The organism is Algivirga pacifica, from assembly GCF_039543525.1.
Lineage (GTDB): Bacteria > Bacteroidota > Bacteroidia > Cytophagales > Flammeovirgaceae > Algivirga > Algivirga pacifica.
In genome coordinates this window covers 70,131-94,343 of record NZ_BAABJX010000016.1, presented here as the reverse complement: position 1 = coordinate 94,343, position 24,213 = coordinate 70,131, and the positions used below count along the sequence as shown (strand labels likewise).

Sequence of the window (24,213 nt, the reverse complement as noted above, 5' to 3'; positions counted from 1 at the left end):
TATCCTTTATCCTTTATCCTTTATCCTTTATCCTAAAAAAGCTCTTATTGTGTAAGTCCCAATACTCCTAACTTATACAATTCTTTCTCCTTATCAGCAACTCTACTCACATCGCTAATCAACCAACCGATATTGTCCGTAGAACGCTCAAAGTGATCTACCGTAAACACCCAATTATCCGCTTGTAGGAAGTGATAACGTATCTGATCTACTTGATTCATTTTGAGATCTCCCGTTTTCAGTAAATAGAAGAAAACATTGCGTTGGTCTTCCTTAAAGGTTGTTCCCGCATAATTGGCAAAGTTATCAGGATGCTGTTCCGCTGCCGTCATTAACTTCATGAAATTCAACTCATGACTAATAGGTGATAGAGAAGCAGTCATTTTTGTCGGTTTTACAGAAAGAAAATCTGCTTTCACGGAACGAATAATCCATCTGGAAATCTTTTTCGTATTCGTTTCCTGCTGCATGACAAGAGTTATCTTTTCTGACGTCCCTTTATATTCTACATCCACATTTACTTCTGCGTACCAATGGTTGTCATAAAAAGATAAAGCTGTATTGTTTTCCACTACCTGCTGCACAAACTCTTTAACCACCGCAGCCTTTTCCTCGTTCAGGCCACGGGTATATACTGCATCAATCAAACGATGGATTCCCTCCATACGTAAGTCAGCGGTAGGCTCCTTAATTTTATTGCCGTCATAATCAATTTCTAAGTTAAAACGCTTGATAAACTCATCCAGCTGTTTTACTCTCAATTTAAATTGTTCTTCTTGTGCATGAGAAATATGCTGCAATTTGTCTTGTGCGAACAGGGGAAATGTCGTTAACAGCAAACTGAAAACGATAAGGTATTTTTTCATGATGAATTATTTTAAAAAAACGGAGCTAATAATTCTTGGGCTCAGTTAAGATTGGAATATAGCGAACACGCAGCATAAGACCGCTGCAAGCCGTAGCATTACATGACGTACGTAACGCTACGACCAGTGTGTCTAAGACAAGATCTACGTGACTGACTCCACTTTATTAAGTGGAGATTATCAGTCTAGTAGAATCAATTTAGGCAGATTTGGTTTCGGCTACAGAAATATCTCCTAGCAACACAATCCAACGGCCTCCAAACAAATCCACGTGTCTTCTGATCTCAATTTCGATCGTCTTTTTCACGGTATCTTTATATACAGGCACACCATCTGCATTATACCCCACAAACTCCTGAAAGATTGTAGCTGTTGCCGTATAAACAGGATTTCCATCTGCGTCTTCTCCTTTTTTCATAAAGGAGCTAACGACACAACTCTTGGACGACTTGATATCTACTTTTGCATATGGCAATCGAGCCAAACGGTCTAAATACATAATCAAAGGACGTCTGATACGTTTCTCTATTCCTTTTTTAAGAATAGAAACCTCCATCGTCACGGACTCTCCTTTGTTGATGAACATCTTCAGTGCTAAGTCGATGTAAAGCTTTTTGGTATCCACTGTTTCTTCCTTCGACCCAATCACCGAAAAGTATTCTTGTACCTCATTGATCTTATCTACCGTACGGTTACGGAACTCTTCCAGTTCCTCGTAAGTAAGACTTACTGCTTTTGATGTATCCTCTCCTGAAACTTCTTCCTGCGCTCCTACTACACTGCTAAATCCCGCTATTAGAGCGATCATTATAAACCACTTTCTCATCTTAATTTAATCTATTTAGCTAATTAGAAATTTTCATTTTTGGTCTGTCGAATAAACTCAACAGTTAAAGTAAATTACTTGCTTTTACGCTCATAATACTCGTGAATATCCATAGAGGTATACTTTCCATCCTCCGTAGTCTCCGATCGAATTTCAATCACTCTAGCCAAGTTAGTGGACGTCGCTAGTTTCTTAACGAAATCAGCTGCTGTATAGCGATCCAACATAGTGTTACCATCCAAACCAAACACTTGTATTCTTGCATTTGGAGATGCAAAGACGTCATTTAACACTTTACTGAGTAAGCGAATACGTTCTCCTCTGGATTTATTATAATCATAAAGCTGAGCAATCATTTCCATAGGTGTCAATGGTTCCTCCTGTTTTACTACCTTGGGCTCTACTTCTGCGACCAATTCCTCCGGTTGCTCTTCTTCCAAATTGATTTCAAACTGTGGCGTAAACATCTTTTCGGATGCACTACGCTCCATCGTCATCTTTTTGGCATCATTCATCAGGCCATCCCATGTCACAGGGGTTGCCATAATTACTGATTTTTGTAATGCTTCCAGAAAGCTATTGGTGTATATTCCTCCCTTGTCATTTCCCAGTGCTTGTTCTCCAGGGCTACTACTCGTCACAATAATATTCCCTTTCGGAAGTAAAAATAAGTTCTCATATACATCAAAAGACTCATCAATATCTTCTACGATAGATACTCCTCCCCTTGCTTTTTTCACGGACAACCCTTTGATTACCTCATTACAACAATCGGCCATCACAATACTGAATTTAGGATTCTTCTCCTTAATCAAGTCATTGACAAAGGCCAAAGGATAATGACTGGCATTTGTTTTTCTAAGTCCCAAAGACAATTGAGGCCATTTGGATTGATCATCTGCCGAACGAGCACCATGCCCTGTATAATAGAAATAAACTACATCATTTGGACCGCAAGCCAACTCTTCTTTCAAAACCTTTTGTATTGTTTCTTTCGTAAAGGAAGTTCCTTCATGAAAATAACGTTTGATCTTCATTCCATTGGCATTGGCAATCGTTGCAAACTCTACTTCCATGCGTTCATAATCCGTCAAACAACTGGAACCAATACTAGGATCAGCCGTATCGGCAAACATAATGGCATGAAATGTCTGTGCCTTCAAGGTTGTTGCACTCAAAAGCAAGAATAAGAAATATAATAGAGGTAATTGTTTGTTGGTACTTCTCATGTTTCAATTGCTTTTGGTTATTGTTTCGCGGATATTTTTTTGAGATAACGCTTTGGGAAAACGCTCTTTAACGCTTTCATTAAGTGCCTATTTCTATCTAGAGGCGTACGACGTATAGGCATATTCTTGTAGCCAAACCCAGTCTCATCAATGGATAAAAACATATAAATCACAACAGACTCTTCTCCCCGATGAAAAGAGATCGCTAGTTCAGGGGCGAAAGGCGTTCTGCTCGTCATTTCAGTAAAATGATAATTATCGGCATCCAAAAATGTCTGCTTTAGCTTTTCTAAGCTTGCCTCATTGATTTCATAGTGCTCAGAATATGTGAAGTCCCCAACATACGTTGTACTGTCTAGTTCCTCCATAGGCTCTAACATAAAAGCTTGAGCACTATCACTTTGAGCGATCAACGTCAACACTTCTTCACCATAATATTTCTCTAAAGTCATTGTCAGACTATCTTGGGGGGTATATTTACTCGTTACTCCTTGATGATGAATAACCGGAATAGCATAGATCGTGGAAGCTAACAATAAGATAGCCGCACTCAGAATCATTCTTCTCATATAATCGTTTCAGTTGATAGTATAATAGTTATTACAGTACCTTGTTAAAGTATATTGCAATAGCACAATAATACGCTATATTTGCATAAATCGACAACAAGGCAATATTTTTTTAGCAAATATTGCTATCCCAATACAACTTTCCCAAGTGGGCTAACGTTGAATACTATGCGATAGCTTATCGCCTTACTTACTATTGAACAGTTTATCTATATTATCAACGACAAATACTTCTGTGAAGTAGTCAATAAACAACTACATTTCGACGAAAAGTTATCCACTTAAAAAATAAAAGATAATATTTTTTGTCTATTACAAATAAGTGGTTGTCTATAAAACGAACCGTTAGCAGCTATCGCAATAAATCATCTAAAAGAAGGCTAACGGTATTGAATAAAAAAATTACAACTATTTCATAATACATCAGATAATTGTAATATTACGCTAGTATATAGCACTATTTTTAATACGCTTAAATCAACAAAAATGAGAAACACTTTAAAGTTTTTGACGGTATTTGCCATTGCTTTTATGGTAGCCTTCACGGTATCTAATGACGCCACTGCTCAACGTAAAAGAAAAACTATCGGTAAGAAAATGGATACGCCATTTTCACAAAAGAGATATAAAACTGACAAAAAAGCTTTCAGAGCAATTGGTAACGGTAAAAGCCGTAAAGAAAGAAGTGCCATGCTAAAAGCAAGAACTGATGCACAAAGAAAGTTAGCTGAAGAAATGAAAGCTGTTGTAAAAACAGTTACTGAGGAGTATATGAAGGAGTATGAAGTAGGTGATACCTATGAGTTCCAATCAATGATGGAAAACAAAACCATCGTTGCAGCAAAAGCCTCTATCTCTGGTGCTAGCGAAATGGACTCTGAAGTATACACTATCAAGCAAAAGAAAAACGGTGAGAAATTCATCCTATTCAATGCTTATGTAGTTCTTGAAATGGACAAAGAAACGTTCAAGCAAAAGCTGAACAACGAAGTAATGAAAGAGAAAAAGAACGAAGTTGAGTTCAGCAAAGAGAAATTCAACGAGATCTTTGACAAAGAAATGGAGTCTCTTGAGTCTGAAATGTAATACAGGTCACTCCTAATAAATAAGAAAGCAGGCAGTGTCATGTTACGATTGCCTGCTTTTTTTATCTAGTTTCATAATGCCTCAATATTGAGTGCAATATTAATTATCCGGTACATCCTGTCAACGCTCGCTGGCGGACTAACGTACACTATGTACACCTCTCCTACAAACTAGGGTAATCCCTAGCAACACATCCCTAGGGAGGTTTCCTTCTTAACAGCTTGTACCTTGCTATGACTACGTTATTAAAAAATGATGAATAAACACACAGCAACCATCCTGCTTTATAGCTGCCTGCAATTTATGGTTAGCCTGAGTTATGGACAAAAGCCCGAATGGGTAATCAACCGTGGAGAAAGCAGTAAATACCACTCTTCTGTATACCTTACTGGCTTTGGTATGTGCCGTGTCAATAACGATACCTGGCTTGAAGATGCTGAAGCTACTTCCCTGGATCACGCCAAGAAAAACCTTTCAGAAAAAATAGTGGTAAAAGTAGTTTCCCAAACAACTTACTCTGAAGAAGAATACAACGATGAGTTTTCTGACGATATTCAAAGTAAAACTTTTAGTAGCAGCAATATAGAAATCACGGGGTTACAATCTGAAACCTATTACGATGAGCTAGATGGAGTACATTATACGATTGCCTTTGTCAAAAGGGCCAATCTAGTCAAAAGCTATTCAGAAAGAGTCGATCGCCTTCAAAGAGAAATTGATGGATTATATGCCTTTGCGCTAAACTATGAGCAAGAAGGTAACACTGCCATGACCTTGAAAAAATCACTTCGCTCGACGGTACTGTTTGAAGAAATGGAAAAGTATCAGGAAGTACTGATTGGCTTGGGACAAAGCACTCCCTTAAGAAAGGATGCTATCACAAAGCTACAGGTCGAAGAACTTATTGAAAGAAATAAAAATAGCGTAGCCAATAGCCTTGAAGACCTAGCCACTAAATTAGCCTTCAAATTGGATGAGAATAACGGTAAAAACACCCCTCTAAAAGGCGTTATTGTTATTCCTTTCTCCTATGAGGACTCCAAAACACCAACCCCTTTCTCTAAGTACTTCAAGCAAGTGCTGGAGGAAAAACTAAGCAGCTTTGTGGATTGGAAAATCTCGCAATACGAAGACTATAAAAACTCCGGCAACCGAGACCTATTAAAATATTATCTCAAAGGTTCTTATTGGGTAAATGAAGACGTAGTGACCTTCACAGTATTTGTCAAGGCATTTGGTGCGGGCCCTACCCTAGTGAGACTAGAGCAAAAAGTAGACAAAGCAGTAATTACCTCTGCTACACTGGAATATGAAATTCCAAAAGAGGAAAGCATCGTGACTCCAGACTCCATGGCCACCGAGCAGTAATCGTTGACGGAGTTCCTATCAGGATTCCGTATTGAAAAGGTATAGATCTTTTTCTTTCACAAGCGCTAAAGTATATAATATCAAAATGAGACACCTAGCTATCAGATTTTTTTGTGGGCTAAGCCTTCTGCTTATTGGCAGCACTACTGCCTTAAGTCAAAAAAAAGACCCTCCTCGTTGGGTCTTACAGAAAGGAAAAAGCCTTAAATATAATGACAGAGACTTCCTTACAGGCTTTGGTTTTGCTGCCATTGACAAAACTACTACCGTAGAAGAAGCTGCACAGTTGGCTAAAGATATGGCCACCCAAACCTTATCCCAGCAAATCATTGTCAAGTTTAAATCTGAAACAAACATCCACTTGATGGAAACGGAAGATGCTATCTTTGAAGACCTTCAAAGTACTAGTCAGTCCATCAGTAATGTGGAAATATCCGGGCTTCATTTTGATCAATTTGCTGATAAAAAAACATACTATTTTTTAGCGTATATCGAAAGACCGCAGATTATCCTACAGTTCCAAAATAAATTGGACATGGCCAATCAGGAGATCTATAGAGAATACCATATGGGATTAAAGTATGAGAAAGAAAACCAAAAAGAAAAAGCACTGGAAAAATTCACCGCTTGTCAGCTAGTTGCTGGTAAACGCAATGAGTACAAGGCTATTCTGGTTGGTCTGGGTGAGAAAATATCCCAAGATGAAATTTCCTCTAATACGATCGCTGATGCACTTAACCGTAACAGCCCAAACAGTGTTCGATCAGCAGAAGACCTGGCTTATGCCATTGCCTATAGCTTCAAGGAGCAATCGAACATTCCACTGAAAAATGTAAAGGTACACCATCTTACTTTTGAAGAAACGGGAGTCAGCAGTCCTTTCTCTAATTTTTTCACTACGTTATTGGATAATAAGCTTGCTTCTTTAGCCCAATGGCAAATGATAGATTTAAGAGATTATAACCCTGAATTGAGAGACCAATACCAGATTGATTATGCAGTAAGAGGAAGCTACTGGTTACAAGGAGATAAAGTAAAGTTCTCCTTAACCACCAAAGACATACAGTCTGGGCAACTGATCACCGTTTATGAAGTACAAATAGACAAGGAAATCCTGCTAGCAACGGCTAAAGATCTAAAGCCTGTTGGCTACGATGAGCGAAAAAGGGATTACCAACGTTTTCAGCAAAATGAAATCATAAATTCAGGGTTAATGCTAGAGGTCTTCACCAGCAAAGGAGAAGACAACCCTGTATTTGAGGATGGCGATCGTATGAAGTTGAGCTTCCGTGTCAACTATCCTTGTTATATTCGTTTGATCTATCATGATGCCAAGGGCAACAAAGTATTGCTCCTAGACAATATGTATATTGATGAAACTAAAGTGAATAAGGTCTATACGCTTCCTCACACTTTCCAAACCAGCCCTCCTTTTGGACTGGAAACCCTACAGGTCAATGCGCAACCTGAGAAGTTTACTGGACTACAAACGCGTATGTATGGCCCCTACAAGATCATTACGGAAAGCATCGATGAGGTCTTAATGAAAACCAGAGGTATGTTTTTGGATGACAGTGGGCAAACCCAACAAGGCTCTAGTTTTAAGGCTGAGAAACGAATTAATGTCATCACTACTCCAAGAGTAAACTAAGCACCACTCAAGGGTAATAAAAAAACCTCCGTTTCTCTTAGAAACGGAGGTTTTTTTGTTGAATCGTTGAATTTCATCACTTCGTAATGAGTTGAATTGAGCTTTGCTCGTTGATTCGAGTTGAACTGTTGATTGAAATATATACTAATACTTATATCATACAACAAATCAACTCGAATCAACGAGCAAAGCTCAATTCAACGATTCAACGATTCAACTGACATACATCTCGCATAAGACTAATACTTAATCTCTTACCGGTCTAGCCTCAGCAGGCAAGTCCTTCAAAATATTGATGATATTACCTCTTTTGTCTACCACAATATAGTTAAATACCATCTCATCAATCTCATCTAGATCGTTGGAAATCTGCTTCTCAATACGGATAATACCATACTTTTCTTCTACCACCCCAGTACCAGTATCTTCAGCAACTGTTTCTACTCCAGTTCCTTCCTCATTCAAAACTCTAGTATACTGTGACACAACTGCTCCGTTCTCTATTCTCAATCCCCACATTGGCATATTAATAAATGCCTCACTAGGAGGGAATGAAAAAGTAAAGTCACTCATTCGCTTCAGAGAAGTAACGTAACGGCTAATTGAAATTAAATCAGTACGAGAAACATTAATATCATCATATACCTGTGCCTCTTTCTTCTGTCCAAATAATTTAAACATAGCCGTGATTGCATCTACGTCACCAGACATTTGCTTATGAATAACATCACAATAGGTCTTGGCCGCACCACGTACAATAGAACGCATGGTAGGTGTAAGGTCAATCGATTCCTTATACATTGGCTCGTAGAATACCTTTACCAGCTGCTCTGTTGACATCCCCCCTGTATCCTCAGCCTTCACCTGAATTTTATTCTGCCCTTTTTTCAACTTCAGATAGGTCACAAATGTACCGTCATTAGGGTTTACCTTTACTTCACGGCCATCCACAAAAACCGATACGGTTTGCACTCCTCGACTATCTTTCACGTGTCCTTCCAAGCGCATACTTGGCTCACGAAACACCTCTATCTTTTTCCCTGACTCATCCGTCTGCCCTTCCAGGAAAATTCCTCTACTAGCATACGAAGACGTTTCATCTTTAAAGGCCTTAATTTCTGCAAGGAATAATTCTGGTGGATCATTTACTCCAAAGTCCAGATAAAAAGGCTCACTCGTCGCTGTTGCTGTTGGAATGGATTGCTGTGCGAAGGCACTCATACAACTACCCAACAACATCGTTCCAACTATAATTAGTTTAGTATTCATATTATTTATTCTCATTCATTCAACATGGTATAAATGGTCACTTACGGGCCAAATGATCGTTTGACAATAAAGAAAAAGGAGAAAACAATGATCTACTTATACCCCCTCCTATAATCCTTACATCCTACTAGAAGCCCGTTGGATCAAATGGAGGATCAGGCAATGCATTAGGCCCTGGTTCAGGCTCATCTATATCATCACCACCTGATGTTAGCACAACGCCTGCAACGGCCCCTGCAGCACCCAACAACAATACCTTTCCAAAAGCACCACTGCCTTTGACCTTAAACTCCGGCGTCCCTGCTACTATAATTCCTTTCTCATCTCTCAAGCGATACTGGTATTTACTTCCTTTATCAGTTGGAGTACTCAACATCATCTGGTGGTCAGTCGCATTGGCTTCAGCAACTCCCTCTTTGACCAATCTTCCATTTTTGTAAAGGTCTGCATATACCTTATACTTACTGAGATTACCACCTCCCATCCAAGATAATTTTAGTTGCTTTGGCTTTTTCTTCTTGAACTTTGTTCTCATACCTTTATTTGCCAAAGGCATGATAGGTGAATAATTTTGCTTTGCCTCTACCATGACACGGATATTACCACGATACTCATCCAGGTCTTCTTCTGGTTTCCAGTAAATAAGATTCCCTGACCCAGGGCTTACCTTCCCTACTGCTCCTCTTACACCTTTTGCTTCTACCGTATTATCATCCTCAGTAATGTAATACAAGGACACTTCATAGTCTTCTTTTTCACTCAAACGTGGTTGCAAATCATACTTGACTACAATCTGCCCTCCTACACTATCTGTTGCTAAGTTCAATACCTTTTGAGCCTGTACCGTAAAGGCAAAGGACAGCAGGCATAACACACCAAGGATTCTTTTTCTCATCTTATAATTATTGATTTATGTAAATCTTAGTTTTAGTTCGTCAGTTAATGGAGTACCAATATACTTTACGTTCCATTCAAGGGTAGAGTAAATAAAATCCTCTAAAAGCAGATTAAGTACAAATGATTGTAAAAATAAAACATTCAACTGCATTATTGCAAATAATCGTAAAGATATCAAGCGAAGAAACCACTATCGACTTGGCCTAATTTTTATCTTTCATCTAACGAGACGAATTCTCCGATATATATCGCTTATTATTTATAAACGATATAGTATTTTGTAGACTCCGACAGGATAAACCTGAAACACTATATAATATTTGGAATACGCCGATCTACTCATGTTATTTGTCATTTATTATATAGTATTTGCTACACGCTAAATCCACTAATCATGTTAATCTGTAACTCTATTTCAAAGCACCTTTTATCTATAGCGATAACACTTTGTTTACCACTTACCTCATTCGCCCAAGAGCAACCTTCTAATGAATCTTCTGCTCCACAAGAGGAGGTCGTAGAGTCCTCCCTCCCCTTTCAAGGAAAAAAATATCAGACCAATAAAAAATACTATCGAGCAGTAGGGACTGGTAGTTCACAGTCAGAACGTACTGCTACCCTAAAAGCCCGTACCGACGCCCAAAGAAAACTGGCGGAGCAAATCCAACAAAGTGTTTCAAAAAAGGGCAATGTAAAGATTTCGAGTTCAAGCGTTACCTTAAGAGAAGCTGCTGAAAAAGACTTTGAGTTGTACGTAGAGGAAGATACTATCAATTGGATTACGACCTATCATGCGCATGTGGTTTTGGAGGTAGAAAAGAAGAAGGTGGAGGAGCTTTTTGATTAAGCCTAGACTCCCATGTCTACTGCTTTGAGTTCAAGTTCAATAAAACCGTTAGTATGGCCATGGAACAAATTAAAAGTAAAGGCTATCTGGAGAAATTTGGCCAAAGTGGAAAAACTCTTGTGGGGATTGGCGTGAACTTTAGCACAGATGCGAAAGGGATCGATGGATGGGATGTGGAGGTTTTGAGATAATTCATCCCCCAAATATTTTCCCACACACTCTCCCCTTCTAAATCTTCAATTTTTTAATATTTCAGTTATATTTGATCTTCCGTTTCGGATCACTTTTTAAACCGTAGAGAATTTATGCTGCTAAGCAAACTGGAAATTAAGGGCTTCAAGAGTTTTGGCGACAAGGTCACCCTCAACTTTGATAAGGGGATCACGGCGGTAGTAGGCCCTAATGGTAGTGGAAAATCCAATGTGGTAGACTCTATCCGTTGGGTACTGGGAGAGCAACGTACACGTGCCCTTCGCTCGGAAAAGATGGATAACATCATTTTCAATGGTACCCGTAAGCGCAAGCCGCTGCAGATGGCTGAGGTCTCCCTTACTTTTTTGAATAATCGTGGACTCCTTCCTACTGAATATACTGAGGTAACGATTGCCAGACGTTATTACCGCTCGGGAGAAGCGGAGTACCTTCTGAATGGCGTACCCTGCCGTCTAAAGGATATTCAGGGATTATTCCTGGATACGGGGATCGGCCCGGATAGCTATGCCATCATTGAGCTGAAGATGGTAGACGAGATCCTGAATGACGTCAACAACTCCCGTCGAACACTTTTTGAAGAAGCAGCAGGGATTTCCAAGTTCAAGAAGAGAAAAAAGGAAACATTCAAGAAGCTAAAGGATACGGATGCTGATTTAGAGCGTGTAGAAGATCTTTTACATGAGATCGAGAAAAATATGCGCTCCCTGGAACGACAAGCCAAGCAGGCCCGTCGTTACCTTAAACTGAAGCATGAATATAAGGATGCCAGCATTGTATTGGCGAAGAAATCCGTTACCGCTCAGCTGGATGAGATGGAGCGTCTCAATGATGAACTTCAAAATGAAAATAGTAGCACAGGCTCTATTGCCAAGCAGGTCGCAGAAATGGAACTGCAGCTAGAGCAGGAAAAGGAAGCTATTTTCCAAAAAGAACAACTCCTTTCTACTCGTCAAAAGACCCTAAACGAACACATCTTCAAGATTCGCCAAATTGACAGCGAACGTAAGATGAAAGGAGAAAGACGCAAGTTCCTGGAAGACCGCCAAGAAGTGTTGGTACAGCAGATTCAAGATGAAAAAGAAACCAATGAGCAGGTAAATATAAGCCTGAACGCGCTCAAGACACAGTTGCACTCTACCCAACGCATGTTGAGTGAAACCGAGTACCTACTCAAAAATCATGAGGAAGGCTACGAAGCGCAAAAAGAAAAAGTACAGCGCCTCAAGGAACAATTGACCGATCTGGACAGTCGACACAAAGCCAAGGAAACGGTTGTTTTTCAATTGAAAAAGAGTGTGGAAATCAATGAAGTACAACTTTCAGCTCTTAAACAGGAACTAGAGAGAGAACATTCTTCCACTTCCGAAAAAAGTGCGAGTGTACAGGAGTTTGATCGCAAGTTCCTTGAGCTACAAGCCGAGAAGAGTGAATTTGAAGATGAACTTCGATTCGCAGAGGAAAAGCAGTTGCAACATGAGAGTAACATTGCAAGGCTTCAAGGAGAAAGAGAGCAACTCAAAGATGCGCTGGTTCAGAATCAACGTAGCCGTGATGCCAAGCAAAATGAGTTTGAGCTGACCAAATCCATGGTAGAAAATATGGAAGGCTATCCGGAGGCAATCAAGTACTTGAAGCAACATACCGATTTTGCCAAGGATGCCCCTCTCCTTTCCGATATCCTGAACTGTGACGAAGAATATAGAACGGCGATCGAAGGATATTTAACACCTTACCTCAACTACTTTATTCTTTCCTCAGAGGAAGAAGCATGGCAAGCAGTCAATGTATTGGAAGAGGCTAGCAAAGGAAAAGCGAACTTCCTGCTTTTGAATAAGTTCAAAGGGTTTCAGGCCGCTCCTCGAAAAGCCATACAAGATGCCGTACACGCTTTGGATGTGGTTGAGTTTACCGACAAGCATGCGGACCTGATCAACTTCATGTTGCATAACGTCTATATCGTCACGCGTAACCAAAACCACCTTCCCGCGATGGATGATGTGGTATTGGTCACCAAGAATGGTCGTGCAATCCGTAAGAGCATTGCGATCACGGGAGGTTCCGTAGGTTCTTTTGAAGGCAAGAAAATGGGTAGAGTACAAAACCTGAAGAAGCTGGAAGAAGAGATCGAAGCACTATCCAAGGAGATTGAGATTCAAAACCAAAAACTCTTTGACCTCAATGAAGAGTTGCGCAAGCTACAGGATGTATCCTATAAATCCGATGTGGAGAAAGCGAAAAATGACCTTCAACTGATTAATCAGGAGATCATCAAGATTCAGACCCAGAAAGAAGAGTTTTCCAAGTTCCTGATGGAAAGTGAAAACAAAAGGGATGAGATCATGGATCGACTGGCGGAAGCAGAGCGTATTGTGACGGAGAACGGTCCTAGGGTCGCTGGAGAGCAAGAGGAACTTGAAATCCTTCAGGAGCAATTAGAAAATATTCAAGACGAGTACGAAGAGGAAAATAATCGCTACACACAGCTTTCGGCACAATATAACCAGCAAAACATACAGTTCCACCAGCAACAGAATCAGGTGGAAAGTATGGAAAATGAGATTTCCTTTAAGGAGTCTGCCTTTATTAAGGGAGAAGCCAAGATCCAGAGTAATATGGAGGAATTGGGGAAAGTCAAAATGGAGCTGGAAAGAGTAGAAAACATTGATGAGGAAAGTGATGAACTGACCCAAAGTCTTCAAGACGAGCAACTCACGATTGAGGAAGGCGTTAAAGAGGCAGAACTTATCCTGCATCAAGCCAAGGTCAAGATCAATGATATTGAGAAAAAGATCCGGGAGTTTCAGCATAAAAAAGAGGATAGCCAACAACGTAAAATGGACCTCAACAACCGTCTGAATGAAATCCGACTTTCATTGACTTCCATCAAGGAAAAAATGGCTGTAGAATTTGATTTGGACTTGGAAGAAATTGCCCATAAGCAAGGGGAAGAAGAAAACCCTCTGGAAGAGAAAAGTGTTGCAGAATTAGATGCTTTGGTAAAAGACCTTAAAGTCAAGTTAGAGCGCATTGGTCCTGTCAACCATACGGCCATTGAAGCCTATGATGAGATCAAGGAACGTAATGACTTTATTACCGAGCAAAAAAATGACCTGCTCACTGCCAGAGAATCTCTGGAAAAGACCATTGCTGAAATTGATGCCGTGGCTAAAGAAAACTTCCTGAAAGCCTTTGAGGAGATCAAGGCCAACTTTATGGAGGTGTTCCGTTCGCTCTTTACCGAGGAAGATAAATGCGACCTTCGCCTGGCTGATCCTGATGATCCTTTGGAAAGCAAGATTGAGATCATGGCCCAACCAAAAGGAAAGCGTCCACTGACCATCAACCAGCTTTCTGGTGGAGAAAAGACCTTGACCGCTACGGCCCTTCTGTTCTCTATCTACCTATTGAAACCAGCACCATTCTGTATCTTCGATGAGGTAGATGCCCCATTGGATGACGCCAACGTGGGTAAGTTCACCAAGATTATCCAGAAGTTCTCCGAGCGTTCGCAGTTTATCATTGTGACACATAACAAGCGTACCATGGCTAGTACGGATGTAATCTATGGCGTAACGATGATTGAACAGGGTGTCACTACTGTCGTGCCGGTAGATATCCGTAATGCGCCGGATTTGGAAGGGTTTACGGACTAGAGCAGTGAGCAGTGAGCAGTGAGAAAATTGATACTTTCGTGTATCATTGAGAGGGTAGTGGTATATAATTTTCAATTATTAATTTTCAATTGTTTACGACTATCGCTCACGATTAACTGTTCACTGTTCACTGCCCATTGCTCACTGTTCACTATCCACTGTCGTCCAGTCCAGCACCCAATCCACTTGAATTCCTTCCGCATTCGTTTCTAAACGATCCGTGAGTATAACTTTATCTTCCATCACTAAGTATCGGCTCTCCTGATAGGCTTCAGGAAGATAAGCTTCATAGTTATAATTTCCCAAGTAAAAATACAAATAAGCAGGCAAACGTTCCTCCTCCCTTTTAGCCAATTCCGTGATCTTCAGTGACAAGGGTGTTTCAAAAATATATTCCGTTTTTCCTATTAAAATTCTTCTCATCTTGTATTTAGGTTTTCAATTTATTCAAAGACAAATTAGATGATAGGCAAGACAAAATTAGATTTTAAAAATCATCCACAAAAAAAGAGGGTGTTCTAAGAAGAACATCCTCTCTATAATTAAGATCGAATAGGTCTTTAAACTCGGCTAACTAGTTTGCTTCAACTTATACTATACTCTACCTATTAAACACCACACTGTCTTAAAATAGTTCTATTTCATTGTATTTTTTTAAGATGGGACTCAGGTTGTGGGATTATTGGTTATTTTTGTGGTACAATTTTCAACCAAAATCCGCTTATTTTGAATAATCGTTGGAGCAAAACCGTCCGATCTTTACAGCAAAAGAAGTATCGTAAGAAAGAGCAACTATTTATTGTAGAGGGCCGCAAGAGTGTGGAGGAATTATTGTCTTCTCCCTACCTTGAAACAGTAGCCCTTTTCTATACAGAAAAGCATGCCCCTGCTTTTGAGCAACATCCTGCTTTCGGGAAGATTCCTGAAACCTATATCTCTACCGAAAAGCAACTCTCACAGGTAAGTCATGTTAAAAACAATGACAGTGCACTGGCAATCGTACGTATCCCAACCCAATCTACCCCTAAGACACTAAGTGGGATCACGTTAGCCTTAGATGATGTCAGAGACCCCGGAAACCTGGGAACGATCCTTCGTATAGCGGATTGGTATGGTATAAAAAATATTATCTGTTCTGAGAATTGTGCAGATTTTTATAACCCCAAGGTAATTATCTCCTCTATGGGATCGTTTACTAGAGTAAAGGCCCATTATGTTCAACTTGGAGAATTCTTAAAAGCACAGCCTGATTCCTTACCGATATTGGGAGCATTTATGGAGGGAGAGAATATCCATAAAGCCACTTTACCACAAGAAGCAATTGTGGTCATGGGGAATGAGTCCAATGGTATTTCGGAGGAAATCGAACAGCTGGTGAGTCAGAAAATCAATATTCCTCGATTTGGGGGAGCGGAGTCGCTGAATGTGGCGATTGCTACGGCGATTATTTGTGATAATTTGTTTCGATAGGTATTTGCTAGCTATCTAAAACGTTATTGCTTTTTGTGAATGTAGTGCAAAACCGCTGCAGGTCGTAGCGAGGACGCTACGACCAGTACTTAGATGCCATATAGTAGATTCAACTGACTGCGTGCTTTATAATTATTTACATTATTCTAAGAAATAAGTGAATTTTCTCCATGCCTCTTGGTGTTTATTGAACGTGCATGCCTGATAAGCAAGCGCATTTCGATAACAAAACGAACAAACAAAACGATTTTCTACGGCACTTTTGGCGGTAGGGAATGTTGGGCCTCTGTGGCTTCACCAAAAGACAAACGCAATGATGAATCAACGTATACCAGTTATTATCTTAACCGGTCCCTGCAAGGATGGGAAAAACCGTATCATTCAGGAACTAAATAACAAGTATAACTTCTTGCATATCATTTCTAATCATAGTGATGAAGCATATCCATTTCCCGAAAACTGGGAGGGGGATTATTTGCCGGAAGACCATATCTTGTATGAACTGACGGTTTCTTCTTTACCTGTCAATGCGCTGATCATCGATGTTCCTACTACCGTCTCAGCTACTGAAGTTGCTTACTACCTCTTAACAGATCACCTATTACAACCCTACTACGATATACAAGATATTGTTTACGTTTCTGAGGCATCAGACTTCGAGGACTCTATTGATGCTTACGCACTTTCTCAGGACCTTCCCTGGTGCAGTAAAGTATACCTTACAGAAATGGAGCATCTTACACCATTGGAACAAGATGTATTACAGATGACCATAGAGGAGCTCGCTCCAGCAGCCTCTCTCATTACAAACTATTCTACATTAACAAACAAATCGGTGTTTAGCACGACCACTGCCCTACAGGTATTGAATACGGCAACACCTCAAATTATTGGAAATATGCAAGCGTTGGAAAAAAACCTAAAAGGAGTAAGCCTAAAACAATTTACAGATTGGGCTGAAGGAGCTTTAATGACAAAAGGAGTCAACCGACTGTGGGCAGTCATCGAAGAAGAAGAGCATAACTACCTATTAACCAATATCAAATCACAACTGATCATCAACAAGCTACAAAAAAACACTATTGTTCCCAGAGCGATGATCATTGGCCAAAACATTTCATTGGATTTCAATTTTGAGAAAACCGCTATGCCAAAAGAGCTTTTAACGCTTGTAAATACCAAGTTAGAAGAGGCTGCAGCAAAAGCCTTATTAAAGTAAGAGGTAAAAAGTAAAAGGTAAGAGGTCACCCTTTTACCTTTTACCTTTTACCTTTTACCTTTTACCTTTTACCTTTTACCTTTTACCTTTTACCTTAAAAATAAATATTTGAGGCTCCCGGAGTTCCACATTCTCACATAACCTTTTTGCTCTAAAGTCTCATTTCTCTCTTGAAGCTCTTCGGGTAAAAACTGTGGGTACCATCGTTTTCCTTCCTCGGGATGTACCCAGAAAAACATAGGAGGAACCTCCTCCTGAAACTCAAACCCCTGCTTGACATACGTTTTCCCATCCGACCAGTCCCGGTCTACGTAGCTCATAATATCGTCAGGCTGTACTTCCCTTATAAAGTGCTTGAGTAGCTTACTCATCCCTCCTACAACTGTTGTTCCTCTCTTGTTACAAAAGCGCATTAGTTCATAAGAGGCATGGGCTACGCCAGCTCGGTCAATCATACGCTTCCTGCTTAATACCATGACTGCTACGAGTTCTTCTCCTAAAAATAAACCGTATTTGTACTTTCCGGGAATAGGCACTTGTAAATGATGTTGTTCTAAAAATTGTAGGGCATCTGTTTTGTTGAGCTTTCTTATTTTCGTTTGCCTGCCATGGATACGTTTTGTATGTCCCATCAAGGATCTTAGACGAGAGGTTACGATTTCATTTTGGTACTCCCATTGATCCTGCCCTATCCATATCATGGATTGTGTTGAGAATTCTTTTCTAAGTTTATTCCAATCCATTGTCTCTGTGATACTGCCATAGGACTGCAATACGACTACGATAGGAATATTTTTTACCTGCAAGGTGATCACTCCACTATTGGATGAAGATAGAATGTCTACCTCCTGCTCCAATTTTTCTTTAAAAAAATGAATAATTTCTCGTTGAAAAAGCTCCTTTCTTCTAGGTAAATCCATGATGCCTCTAATACCTTTTCTTACTGCTTGATATGACGGCAAGGTATCACAAAAGAAAATAAAAAAAAACACCCCATAAAGGGTGCTTTTTTATTCTACCTATCACTAAATTTATTCAAGCTAAAAGTACAAATACTACTATACTTTCAGTAAGGCTTATTTTTCCCAAGCAAACTTCTCAAATGCTTTGTCCACAGGAGTTTTTGCTAAATGGTTGGTATAGTTGCTGATCACTTTTTGAGACAAGCCCAATACGATATCCAATAGATTGCGTTGTGTATACCCTGCCGCAAAGAATTTCTCTACTTCTACTTCTGTAATATTCCCTCTGTTTCTCACCATAGAAAGTGTTGTTTCGTGAAGGATCTGTAGCTTTTCTGTAGGTAGTTCCGTACGGTTTCTCAATGCTTCCGTGATCGCTGGATCTACCTCCATCATATGGGCGATACCCGTATGTGCTGGCACACAGTAATGACACTCATGCTCTACGTTAATTGTCTGCCATACGACTGTCAATTCTTCCTTATTGAAAGAAGACGAAGAGAATAATTGATGCAATGTTTGGTATGCCTCGAATAACTCTGGAGACTCCGCTAATACCGCATGAAGGTTTGGTAAGAAACCATTCGCTTTTTGTGATCCTTCCAATAGGGCTTTACTCTTCTCTGGTGCTGATTCAATCGTATGAATGTTCAATGTGCTCATTTTATTTCGTTTTTGATTTAATTGATTGTTTTTTAAATTATTTCTAACCTATCGTTTAGATTAATTTCAACTACCGAACATAATAACTAAATGATTGTTTAGATTTAACTTAAAAAAAGATCCTTAACTCAAAAGAGAAAAGGACTCAAAACACTCATAAACAACACCTTACATACTTATAAATTATTGAAAATATTTTCTATATAATGGTGTAATTGTTTTTGAGTGAAGACTCTTGAAGCAGACGATAAACCAAACATGGCCACCAAAAGGTAATCCGCTTTCTCTTCCGGATCATCAATCTTTAAGTTGGAGTCCTGTTGTATCTTCTCTAAAAAAACTGATCGAATCTCTGAGGTGAAATCTGATAAAGCGGCCAGTATTTCAGGATTGGCATCTGCTCTCAGTTCATTCGCTGTATTGGTCACCAAACAGCCCTTCACCATTTCATGCTCTTTGGAAAACGTGATAAAATCATAAAAATAAGCCTTAATACCTTCAATTCCGTCAGTAGAACGTCTCAGTTTTTCTACTACTTTTTGTAGCTTTTCCTTATAGCACTGAATACTTCTCAAGAAAAGCCCCTCTTTACTTCCAAAGCTCGCATAAATCGAAAACTTATTGATCCCCATCTCCTTCTCCAACTGTTGCATAGAGGTCATCTCAAAGCCATTTTTCCAGAATACCTCCATGGCTTTTTCAATCACCTCGTCTTCGTTATATGATTTCTTTCTAGGCATATGCTTTGTTTTTTAGATGCTTGACAAAGAGTGTTTTAAGGAATAATCATGTAGATATAGCTTCTTTGTGCAAAGATAAGGTATTACAATGCCATCAAGCCAGAACAATAGTGGATATAGAAAGCGTAGTGCAAACCCGCTGCAGGTCGTAGCGTGGACGCTACGACCAGTGTCTAGATCTTAGGGAAGACCCTAAGACAATGCGACAGATAAATATTAAAACTTAATATAAGGCAGCTCTACTGCCAGATTAATAGATACGGTACTTCACCCCATCCATCATTTCCAATTTCTGTATCATAGCAGTTGTAGGATCTACCTTATACTTACGGGATAACATATTGACCACCAACTTATCTTCATTGGATACGATCTCTATTTTCATCTCGTAGTTTCCTTGATTGTTCTCTACCAAAGAGACCAGATCCATAATCAAGGCATCATCCAGTGCTGCAATATCAATGGACAAATCGACTCCCTTGCAGAACTTCTCTTTCATGTCCGAAAGGAGCATAATGCTCATCGGAGATAGTTCCCACTGCCCTTTGTTACGGAAGCTTTCTCTTACCTTACCGGTCACACAAACAAAATCTCCTACATTGAAGAAGTGCTTGTGCTTATTGAAAGGCTCCCCGAACATGGCCATTTCTACTACTCTATCGTAATCCTCAAGGGTTAGAATACCAAACTTGTTACCATTCTTACTCTCTCGGATCTTGGCATCCGTAATCATTCCACCAACTGTAATTTCCTGATTGGAGTATAATTCTATATCCTTCAGTGGAATACAGAAGTTCTCCATTTCCATACGGTACATATCCAATGGGTGCCCTGAAATAAAGAAACCTACGACATCTTTTTCATGGCGCAACTCCACCAGCTTGCTCCAACGCTCACAATCCGGAATCTTAGGTTTAGGCAGTTCAACACCACTTCCTGCTCCAAAGAGTGATTTTTGGGCGGACATTTTCTCTGCCTGAAAAGCATTTCCAAAACGCAATAGCTTCTCAATACCATTGGTCATATCCCCATCAGCCTTAAAGAAGAATTGTGCTCGGTGCATATCACCCAACTCATCAAAAGCACCTCCATAAGCCAAGCCTTCCATCGCCTTTTTATTCACCGATTTCAGGTTGACACGCTCTACAAAATCAAAGGTACTCTTGTATGGTCCACCTTTCTCCCTTCCTTCAATAATCGCATTAATAGGTCCTTCTCCAACTCCTTTGATTGCCCCCAAACCAAAACGGATGGCGCCATCCTCATTCACGTTGAACTGATACTCTGACTCGTTGACATCAGGTCCCAGTACCGGTATTTTCAATCGGGCACATTCCTCCATAAAGAACGTGACCTTCTTGATATCATTCATGTTGTGCGTCAGTACCGACGCCATATACTCTGCCGGATAATTCGCTTTCAGGTAGCCGGTATGGAAGGCTACTACGGAGTAACAGGTCGAGTGCGACTTGTTAAAGGCATAGGCTGCAAAGGCTTCCCAGTCCTTCCAGATTTTCTCCAGCTTGTCCTTGGCATGTCCACGAGCCGCTGCCTGCTCAATAAACTTCGGCTTCAATTGCTCCAGCAAGGCAAAGATCTTCTTACCCATGGCCTTACGAAGCATATCGGCCTCACCCTTAGTAAATCCTGCCAAACTCTGAGACAAGAGCATTACCTGCTCCTGGTATACGGTAATACCATAGGTCTCTGCCAAGTACTCTTCCAAGGCGGGAAGGTCATAGACAATCTCTTCCTCCCCGTGCTTACGGGCAATAAAGTTCGGGATATACTCCAAAGGTCCCGGACGATACAGGGCGTTCATCGCAATCAAGTCACCAAACTTATCGGGTTTTAGGGCACGCAAGTGTTTCTGCATACCCGGGGACTCGAACTGGAACGTACCGTTGGTTTCTCCTCTCTGGTATAGCTCATAAGTCACACGGTCATCCAATGGAATATCATCTGGATTAATCTCAATACCGTGTAGTTTTTTGATCAGCTTTACGGCATCCTTGATGATGGTTAGGGTTTTCAACCCCAAGAAGTCCATCTTCAGCATTCCCGCATTCTCTACCACGGAGTTATCAAACTGCGTCACCAAAAGATCCGCATCCTTGGCTGTAGATACCGGAATAAACTTGGTGATATCATCCGGTGTAATGATAATACCACAGGCGTGGATACCGGTATTTCTTACTGACCCTTCCAGAATATGGGCAGTTTTCAGTACTTCCCCTTCTAGATTTGGTTGCTCGGCAATGGCCTTCAACTCATTGGCCATAGCAATCTGATCCCCATTCAACTTAGCTTCCAGTGCCTTGTCATCCATGGCGAATAGCTTCTTCAGCTTCATATCGGGTACCAGCTTGGCAATACGGTCAGCATCACTCAACGGCAAATCCAATACACGGGCTGTATCTCGAATAGACGATTTGGCAGCCATTGTACCATATGTAATGATATGGGATACCTGCTTGAAGCCATATTTCTCTACTACCCAGTTGATGATATTTTGTCTACCTTCATCATCAAAGTCAATATCAATATCGGGAAGGGATACACGGTCAGGGTTCAGGAATCTCTCAAATAGCAAATCATAGGCAATTGGATCGACATTCGTAATCCCAATACAATAGGCTACGGCAGAACCCGCCGCTGATCCACGTCCCGGCCCTACGGATACGCCCATATCACGAGCTGCAGAAGTGAAATCCTGTACAATCAAGAAGTAACCCGGATACCCGGTCTTCTCAATAATCATCAACTCGAAATCCAAACGTTCCCGAATCTCAGGGGTGATCTCTCCATAACGATCTTTGGCACCTATATAGGTCAGGTCTCTAAGGTAAAGGTTCTCTCCCCTTTTACCTCCATCCTCGGCATCCAGAGGGTCTACAAACTTCTCAGGAATATCGAAGGCCGGCAAGAGCACGTCCCTCGCCAGTTTATATTCTTCAATCTTATCAAAGATTTCATTGGTCGTCTCAATGGCTTCGGGCAGGTCATAGAACAGCTCTTTCATCTCGTCTGGGGACTTGAAATAGAACTGATCATTTGGGAAACCGAAACGGAATCCTCTACCTCTACCAATAGGCGTATCACGTTTTTCACCCTCCTTTACACAAAGCAAAATATCGTGAGCTGTTGCGCCTTCCTTATCCAGGTAATAGACATTATTGGCAGCGAAGTATTTTACATCATACTTTTCTGCAAACCCTAGCAATACCTCATTGACGTGATCTTCTTCCTCTAGTCCATGACGCATCAACTGTATATAGAAATCATCCTGAAACTGCTCCAGCCACCAGACAAACTCTTGTTCGGCTTGCTCTTCACCTACATTCAGAATCAAGTGATTGACCGGACTATCCAATCCACCGGTAGTCGCAATCAATCCCTCTTTATACTCTTCAATCAAAGGTTTATCAATACGAGGGTAGCCTGCATAATATCCAGAGATAAAGGCTTCGGAAGCAAGTTTTGCCAGGTTGTGGTATCCTTCCTTATGCTTGGCGATCAGTACCTGATTACGTCTGCGATCAGGGTTATCTTTGGTAAACTTATGCTTGGTACGGTCTTCCGCTACAAAGAACTCACATCCTACGATAGGCTTCACCCCCTCCTTGAGGGCATCTCTCACAAAGTGATAGATACTGTACATATTTCCCAGGTCTGTCAAGGCTACCCCTGGCATCCCCATCTCCTTTGCGGTATTGACTAGCCCTCCAATAGGGCAGGTAGCCTGTAGGATAGAGAACTGAGAATGTACGTGTAAGTGTACAAAAGGGACATCCTTCAAGCGGGCCAACCCTTCTTCCTTACTGATATCCCCTCTACCGGCTTTCTTGGCTTGCTTTTGCTGTACAAAATTGGAAGGATCCAGATCAGGAGCTTCATATACCACCTCTGATGCCGGAATATCATGAATAGGTGTCACCACTCCCTGGGTAATCAACCCAAAGAAACAGCGAGCCGTGGCGTCAACGTCAAAAGCGGCATCATGGGCTGCATCAAACGGCTTTCCGAAAAGTTTGGTATGCAATTCGGTCAAGGTAGGCGGCTTGAACTTTCCTCCACGTCCACCAGGAAGGGCACAGAAATCTACGGCACTTTTCATGGTGTCAATCACTTCCGTTTCATGAAGCTGACTCTCCACATTGCCACGGATATACTCCGCTCCCATCACATTGATATCGAACTCCAGGTTGTGACCTATCTGACGGTCGGACTTGGCGAGTGCTTCTGCAAACGTCTCCAACACAAACTTCAGGTCATGCCCTTCCTCCAATGCCCTATCGGTGGTAATCCCGTGAACTTTGGTTGCATTAAATGGAATCGTAAATCCCTCTGGTTTAATCAGATAATTCTGTGCTTCCAGTAACTTACCATGATCATCATGTAACTGCCAGGCGAGTTGTACTACCCGAGGCCAGTTGTCCAGATCCGTGATCGGTGCATTAAAGTTCTTCGGTAAACCCGTGGTCTCCGTATCGTATATTAAATATGCCATACCCTTTTAATCCTATTATTCAGCATGTAATATTACTAAATGTTTGGGAGGAAAGTAAGTATTCGGAGAAAGGAGTTGGGGAAGTAACTCAAGGACAGGGGGATAATTGTTCATTGTGAGGAGGAAGGATTCTATTGTATTTTTTCTAAATTGGGAAAAACAAACTGAACAGACC

General features: G+C 40.7%; 18 protein-coding genes and 1 pseudogene. 8 read left to right on the top strand and 11 right to left on the bottom strand.

Going from position 1 to position 24,213, the window contains the following annotated elements; all coding sequences use genetic code 11:
• Positions 1-44: 44 nt before the first annotated feature.
• The 4 genes from ABD985_RS04075 to ABD985_RS04060 form a co-directional block, all read right to left on the bottom strand.
• Positions 45-866 (bottom strand): hypothetical protein, encoded by an 822-nt coding sequence (locus tag ABD985_RS04075; RefSeq protein ID WP_345369416.1) that lies wholly within the window; start codon positions 864-866, stop codon positions 45-47.
• A 199-nt stretch (positions 867-1,065) separates the two neighbouring features.
• On the bottom strand, positions 1,066-1,674 hold the full coding sequence (locus tag ABD985_RS04070; protein ID WP_345369414.1) for a hypothetical protein: 609 nt from the start codon (positions 1,672-1,674) through the stop codon (positions 1,066-1,068).
• A 92-nt stretch (positions 1,675-1,766) separates the two neighbouring features.
• Complete coding sequence (locus tag ABD985_RS04065; RefSeq protein WP_345369413.1) at positions 1,767-2,921, bottom strand: caspase family protein; 1,155 nt, start codon at positions 2,919-2,921, stop codon at positions 1,767-1,769.
• A gap of 17 nt (positions 2,922-2,938) precedes the next feature.
• Complete coding sequence (locus ABD985_RS04060) at positions 2,939-3,490, bottom strand: hypothetical protein (RefSeq protein ID WP_345369412.1); 552 nt, start codon at positions 3,488-3,490, stop codon at positions 2,939-2,941.
• A gap of 486 nt (positions 3,491-3,976) precedes the next feature.
• Here ABD985_RS04060 and ABD985_RS04055 point away from each other — a divergent pair, with 486 nt between their 5' ends.
• The 3 genes from ABD985_RS04055 to ABD985_RS04045 all read left to right on the top strand — a co-directional run bounded on the left by ABD985_RS04055 (position 3,977) and on the right by ABD985_RS04045 (position 7,595).
• On the top strand, positions 3,977-4,576 hold the full coding sequence (locus ABD985_RS04055; RefSeq protein WP_345369410.1) for a hypothetical protein: 600 nt from the start codon (positions 3,977-3,979) through the stop codon (positions 4,574-4,576).
• A gap of 252 nt (positions 4,577-4,828) precedes the next feature.
• Positions 4,829-5,944, top strand: coding sequence for a hypothetical protein (locus tag ABD985_RS04050; RefSeq protein WP_345369409.1), 1,116 nt, complete (start codon positions 4,829-4,831; stop codon positions 5,942-5,944).
• 85 nt (positions 5,945-6,029) lie between these two features.
• Positions 6,030-7,595, top strand: a complete 1,566-nt coding sequence (locus ABD985_RS04045; protein ID WP_345369408.1) for a DUF4384 domain-containing protein — start codon at positions 6,030-6,032, stop codon at positions 7,593-7,595.
• Positions 7,596-7,841: 246 nt separating this feature from the next.
• On the opposite strand, the gene ABD985_RS04040 is transcribed toward ABD985_RS04045, so the two are convergent.
• Positions 7,842-8,864: a hypothetical protein gene (locus ABD985_RS04040; RefSeq protein WP_345369407.1), complete on the bottom strand. Its 1,023-nt coding sequence runs from the start codon at positions 8,862-8,864 to the stop codon at positions 7,842-7,844.
• A 127-nt stretch (positions 8,865-8,991) separates the two neighbouring features.
• Positions 8,992-9,759 carry a hypothetical protein gene (locus ABD985_RS04035; protein WP_345369406.1) on the bottom strand — a complete coding sequence of 256 codons (768 nt, stop codon included), beginning with the start codon at positions 9,757-9,759 and terminating at the stop codon, positions 8,992-8,994.
• 396 nt (positions 9,760-10,155) lie between these two features.
• Between ABD985_RS04035 and ABD985_RS04030 the strand changes: the two genes are divergently transcribed.
• The 3 genes and pseudogenes from ABD985_RS04030 (at position 10,156) to smc (ending at position 14,474) form a co-directional block, all read left to right on the top strand.
• The gene (locus tag ABD985_RS04030; protein ID WP_345369405.1) at positions 10,156-10,608 is read left to right on the top strand and encodes a hypothetical protein; all 453 of its coding nucleotides are present in this window, start codon (positions 10,156-10,158) and stop codon (positions 10,606-10,608) included.
• Positions 10,609-10,628: 20 nt separating this feature from the next.
• Positions 10,629-10,799: pseudogene (locus ABD985_RS04025) on the top strand (PD-(D/E)XK nuclease domain-containing protein); the annotation flags it as partial.
• A 114-nt stretch (positions 10,800-10,913) separates the two neighbouring features.
• On the top strand, positions 10,914-14,474 hold the full coding sequence (gene smc, locus ABD985_RS04020; RefSeq protein ID WP_345369403.1) for a chromosome segregation protein SMC: 3,561 nt from the start codon (positions 10,914-10,916) through the stop codon (positions 14,472-14,474).
• A 141-nt stretch (positions 14,475-14,615) separates the two neighbouring features.
• Here the strand turns inward: smc and ABD985_RS04015 are convergent, their stop codons facing one another.
• Entirely contained in the window at positions 14,616-14,897 is a 282-nt protein-coding gene (locus ABD985_RS04015; protein WP_345369401.1) for a hypothetical protein, read from the bottom strand.
• A 303-nt stretch (positions 14,898-15,200) separates the two neighbouring features.
• On the opposite strand from ABD985_RS04015, the gene ABD985_RS04010 reads away from it, so the two are divergent.
• Together ABD985_RS04010 and ABD985_RS04005 are read left to right on the top strand one after the other, a co-directional pair.
• Positions 15,201-15,944: an RNA methyltransferase gene (locus ABD985_RS04010; RefSeq protein WP_345369400.1), complete on the top strand. Its 744-nt coding sequence runs from the start codon at positions 15,201-15,203 to the stop codon at positions 15,942-15,944.
• Positions 15,945-16,257: 313 nt separating this feature from the next.
• A complete protein-coding gene (locus ABD985_RS04005) occupies positions 16,258-17,163 on the top strand; it encodes a hypothetical protein (protein WP_345369398.1) in 906 nt (301 codons plus the stop codon).
• Positions 17,164-17,252: 89 nt separating this feature from the next.
• Here ABD985_RS04005 and ABD985_RS04000 read toward each other — a convergent pair whose 3' ends face one another.
• The 4 genes from ABD985_RS04000 to dnaE all read right to left on the bottom strand — a co-directional run bounded on the left by ABD985_RS04000 (position 17,253) and on the right by dnaE (position 24,038).
• Complete coding sequence (locus ABD985_RS04000) at positions 17,253-18,083, bottom strand: hypothetical protein (protein WP_345369396.1); 831 nt, start codon at positions 18,081-18,083, stop codon at positions 17,253-17,255.
• Positions 18,084-18,239: 156 nt separating this feature from the next.
• Positions 18,240-18,788 carry a carboxymuconolactone decarboxylase family protein gene (locus ABD985_RS03995; protein WP_345369395.1) on the bottom strand — a complete coding sequence of 183 codons (549 nt, stop codon included), beginning with the start codon at positions 18,786-18,788 and terminating at the stop codon, positions 18,240-18,242.
• A 176-nt stretch (positions 18,789-18,964) separates the two neighbouring features.
• Complete coding sequence (locus ABD985_RS03990) at positions 18,965-19,528, bottom strand: TetR/AcrR family transcriptional regulator (protein ID WP_345369393.1); 564 nt, start codon at positions 19,526-19,528, stop codon at positions 18,965-18,967.
• Positions 19,529-19,778: 250 nt separating this feature from the next.
• Positions 19,779-24,038: a DNA polymerase III subunit alpha gene (dnaE, locus tag ABD985_RS03985; RefSeq protein ID WP_345369392.1), complete on the bottom strand. Its 4,260-nt coding sequence runs from the start codon at positions 24,036-24,038 to the stop codon at positions 19,779-19,781.
• Positions 24,039-24,213: the final 175 nt, after the last annotated feature.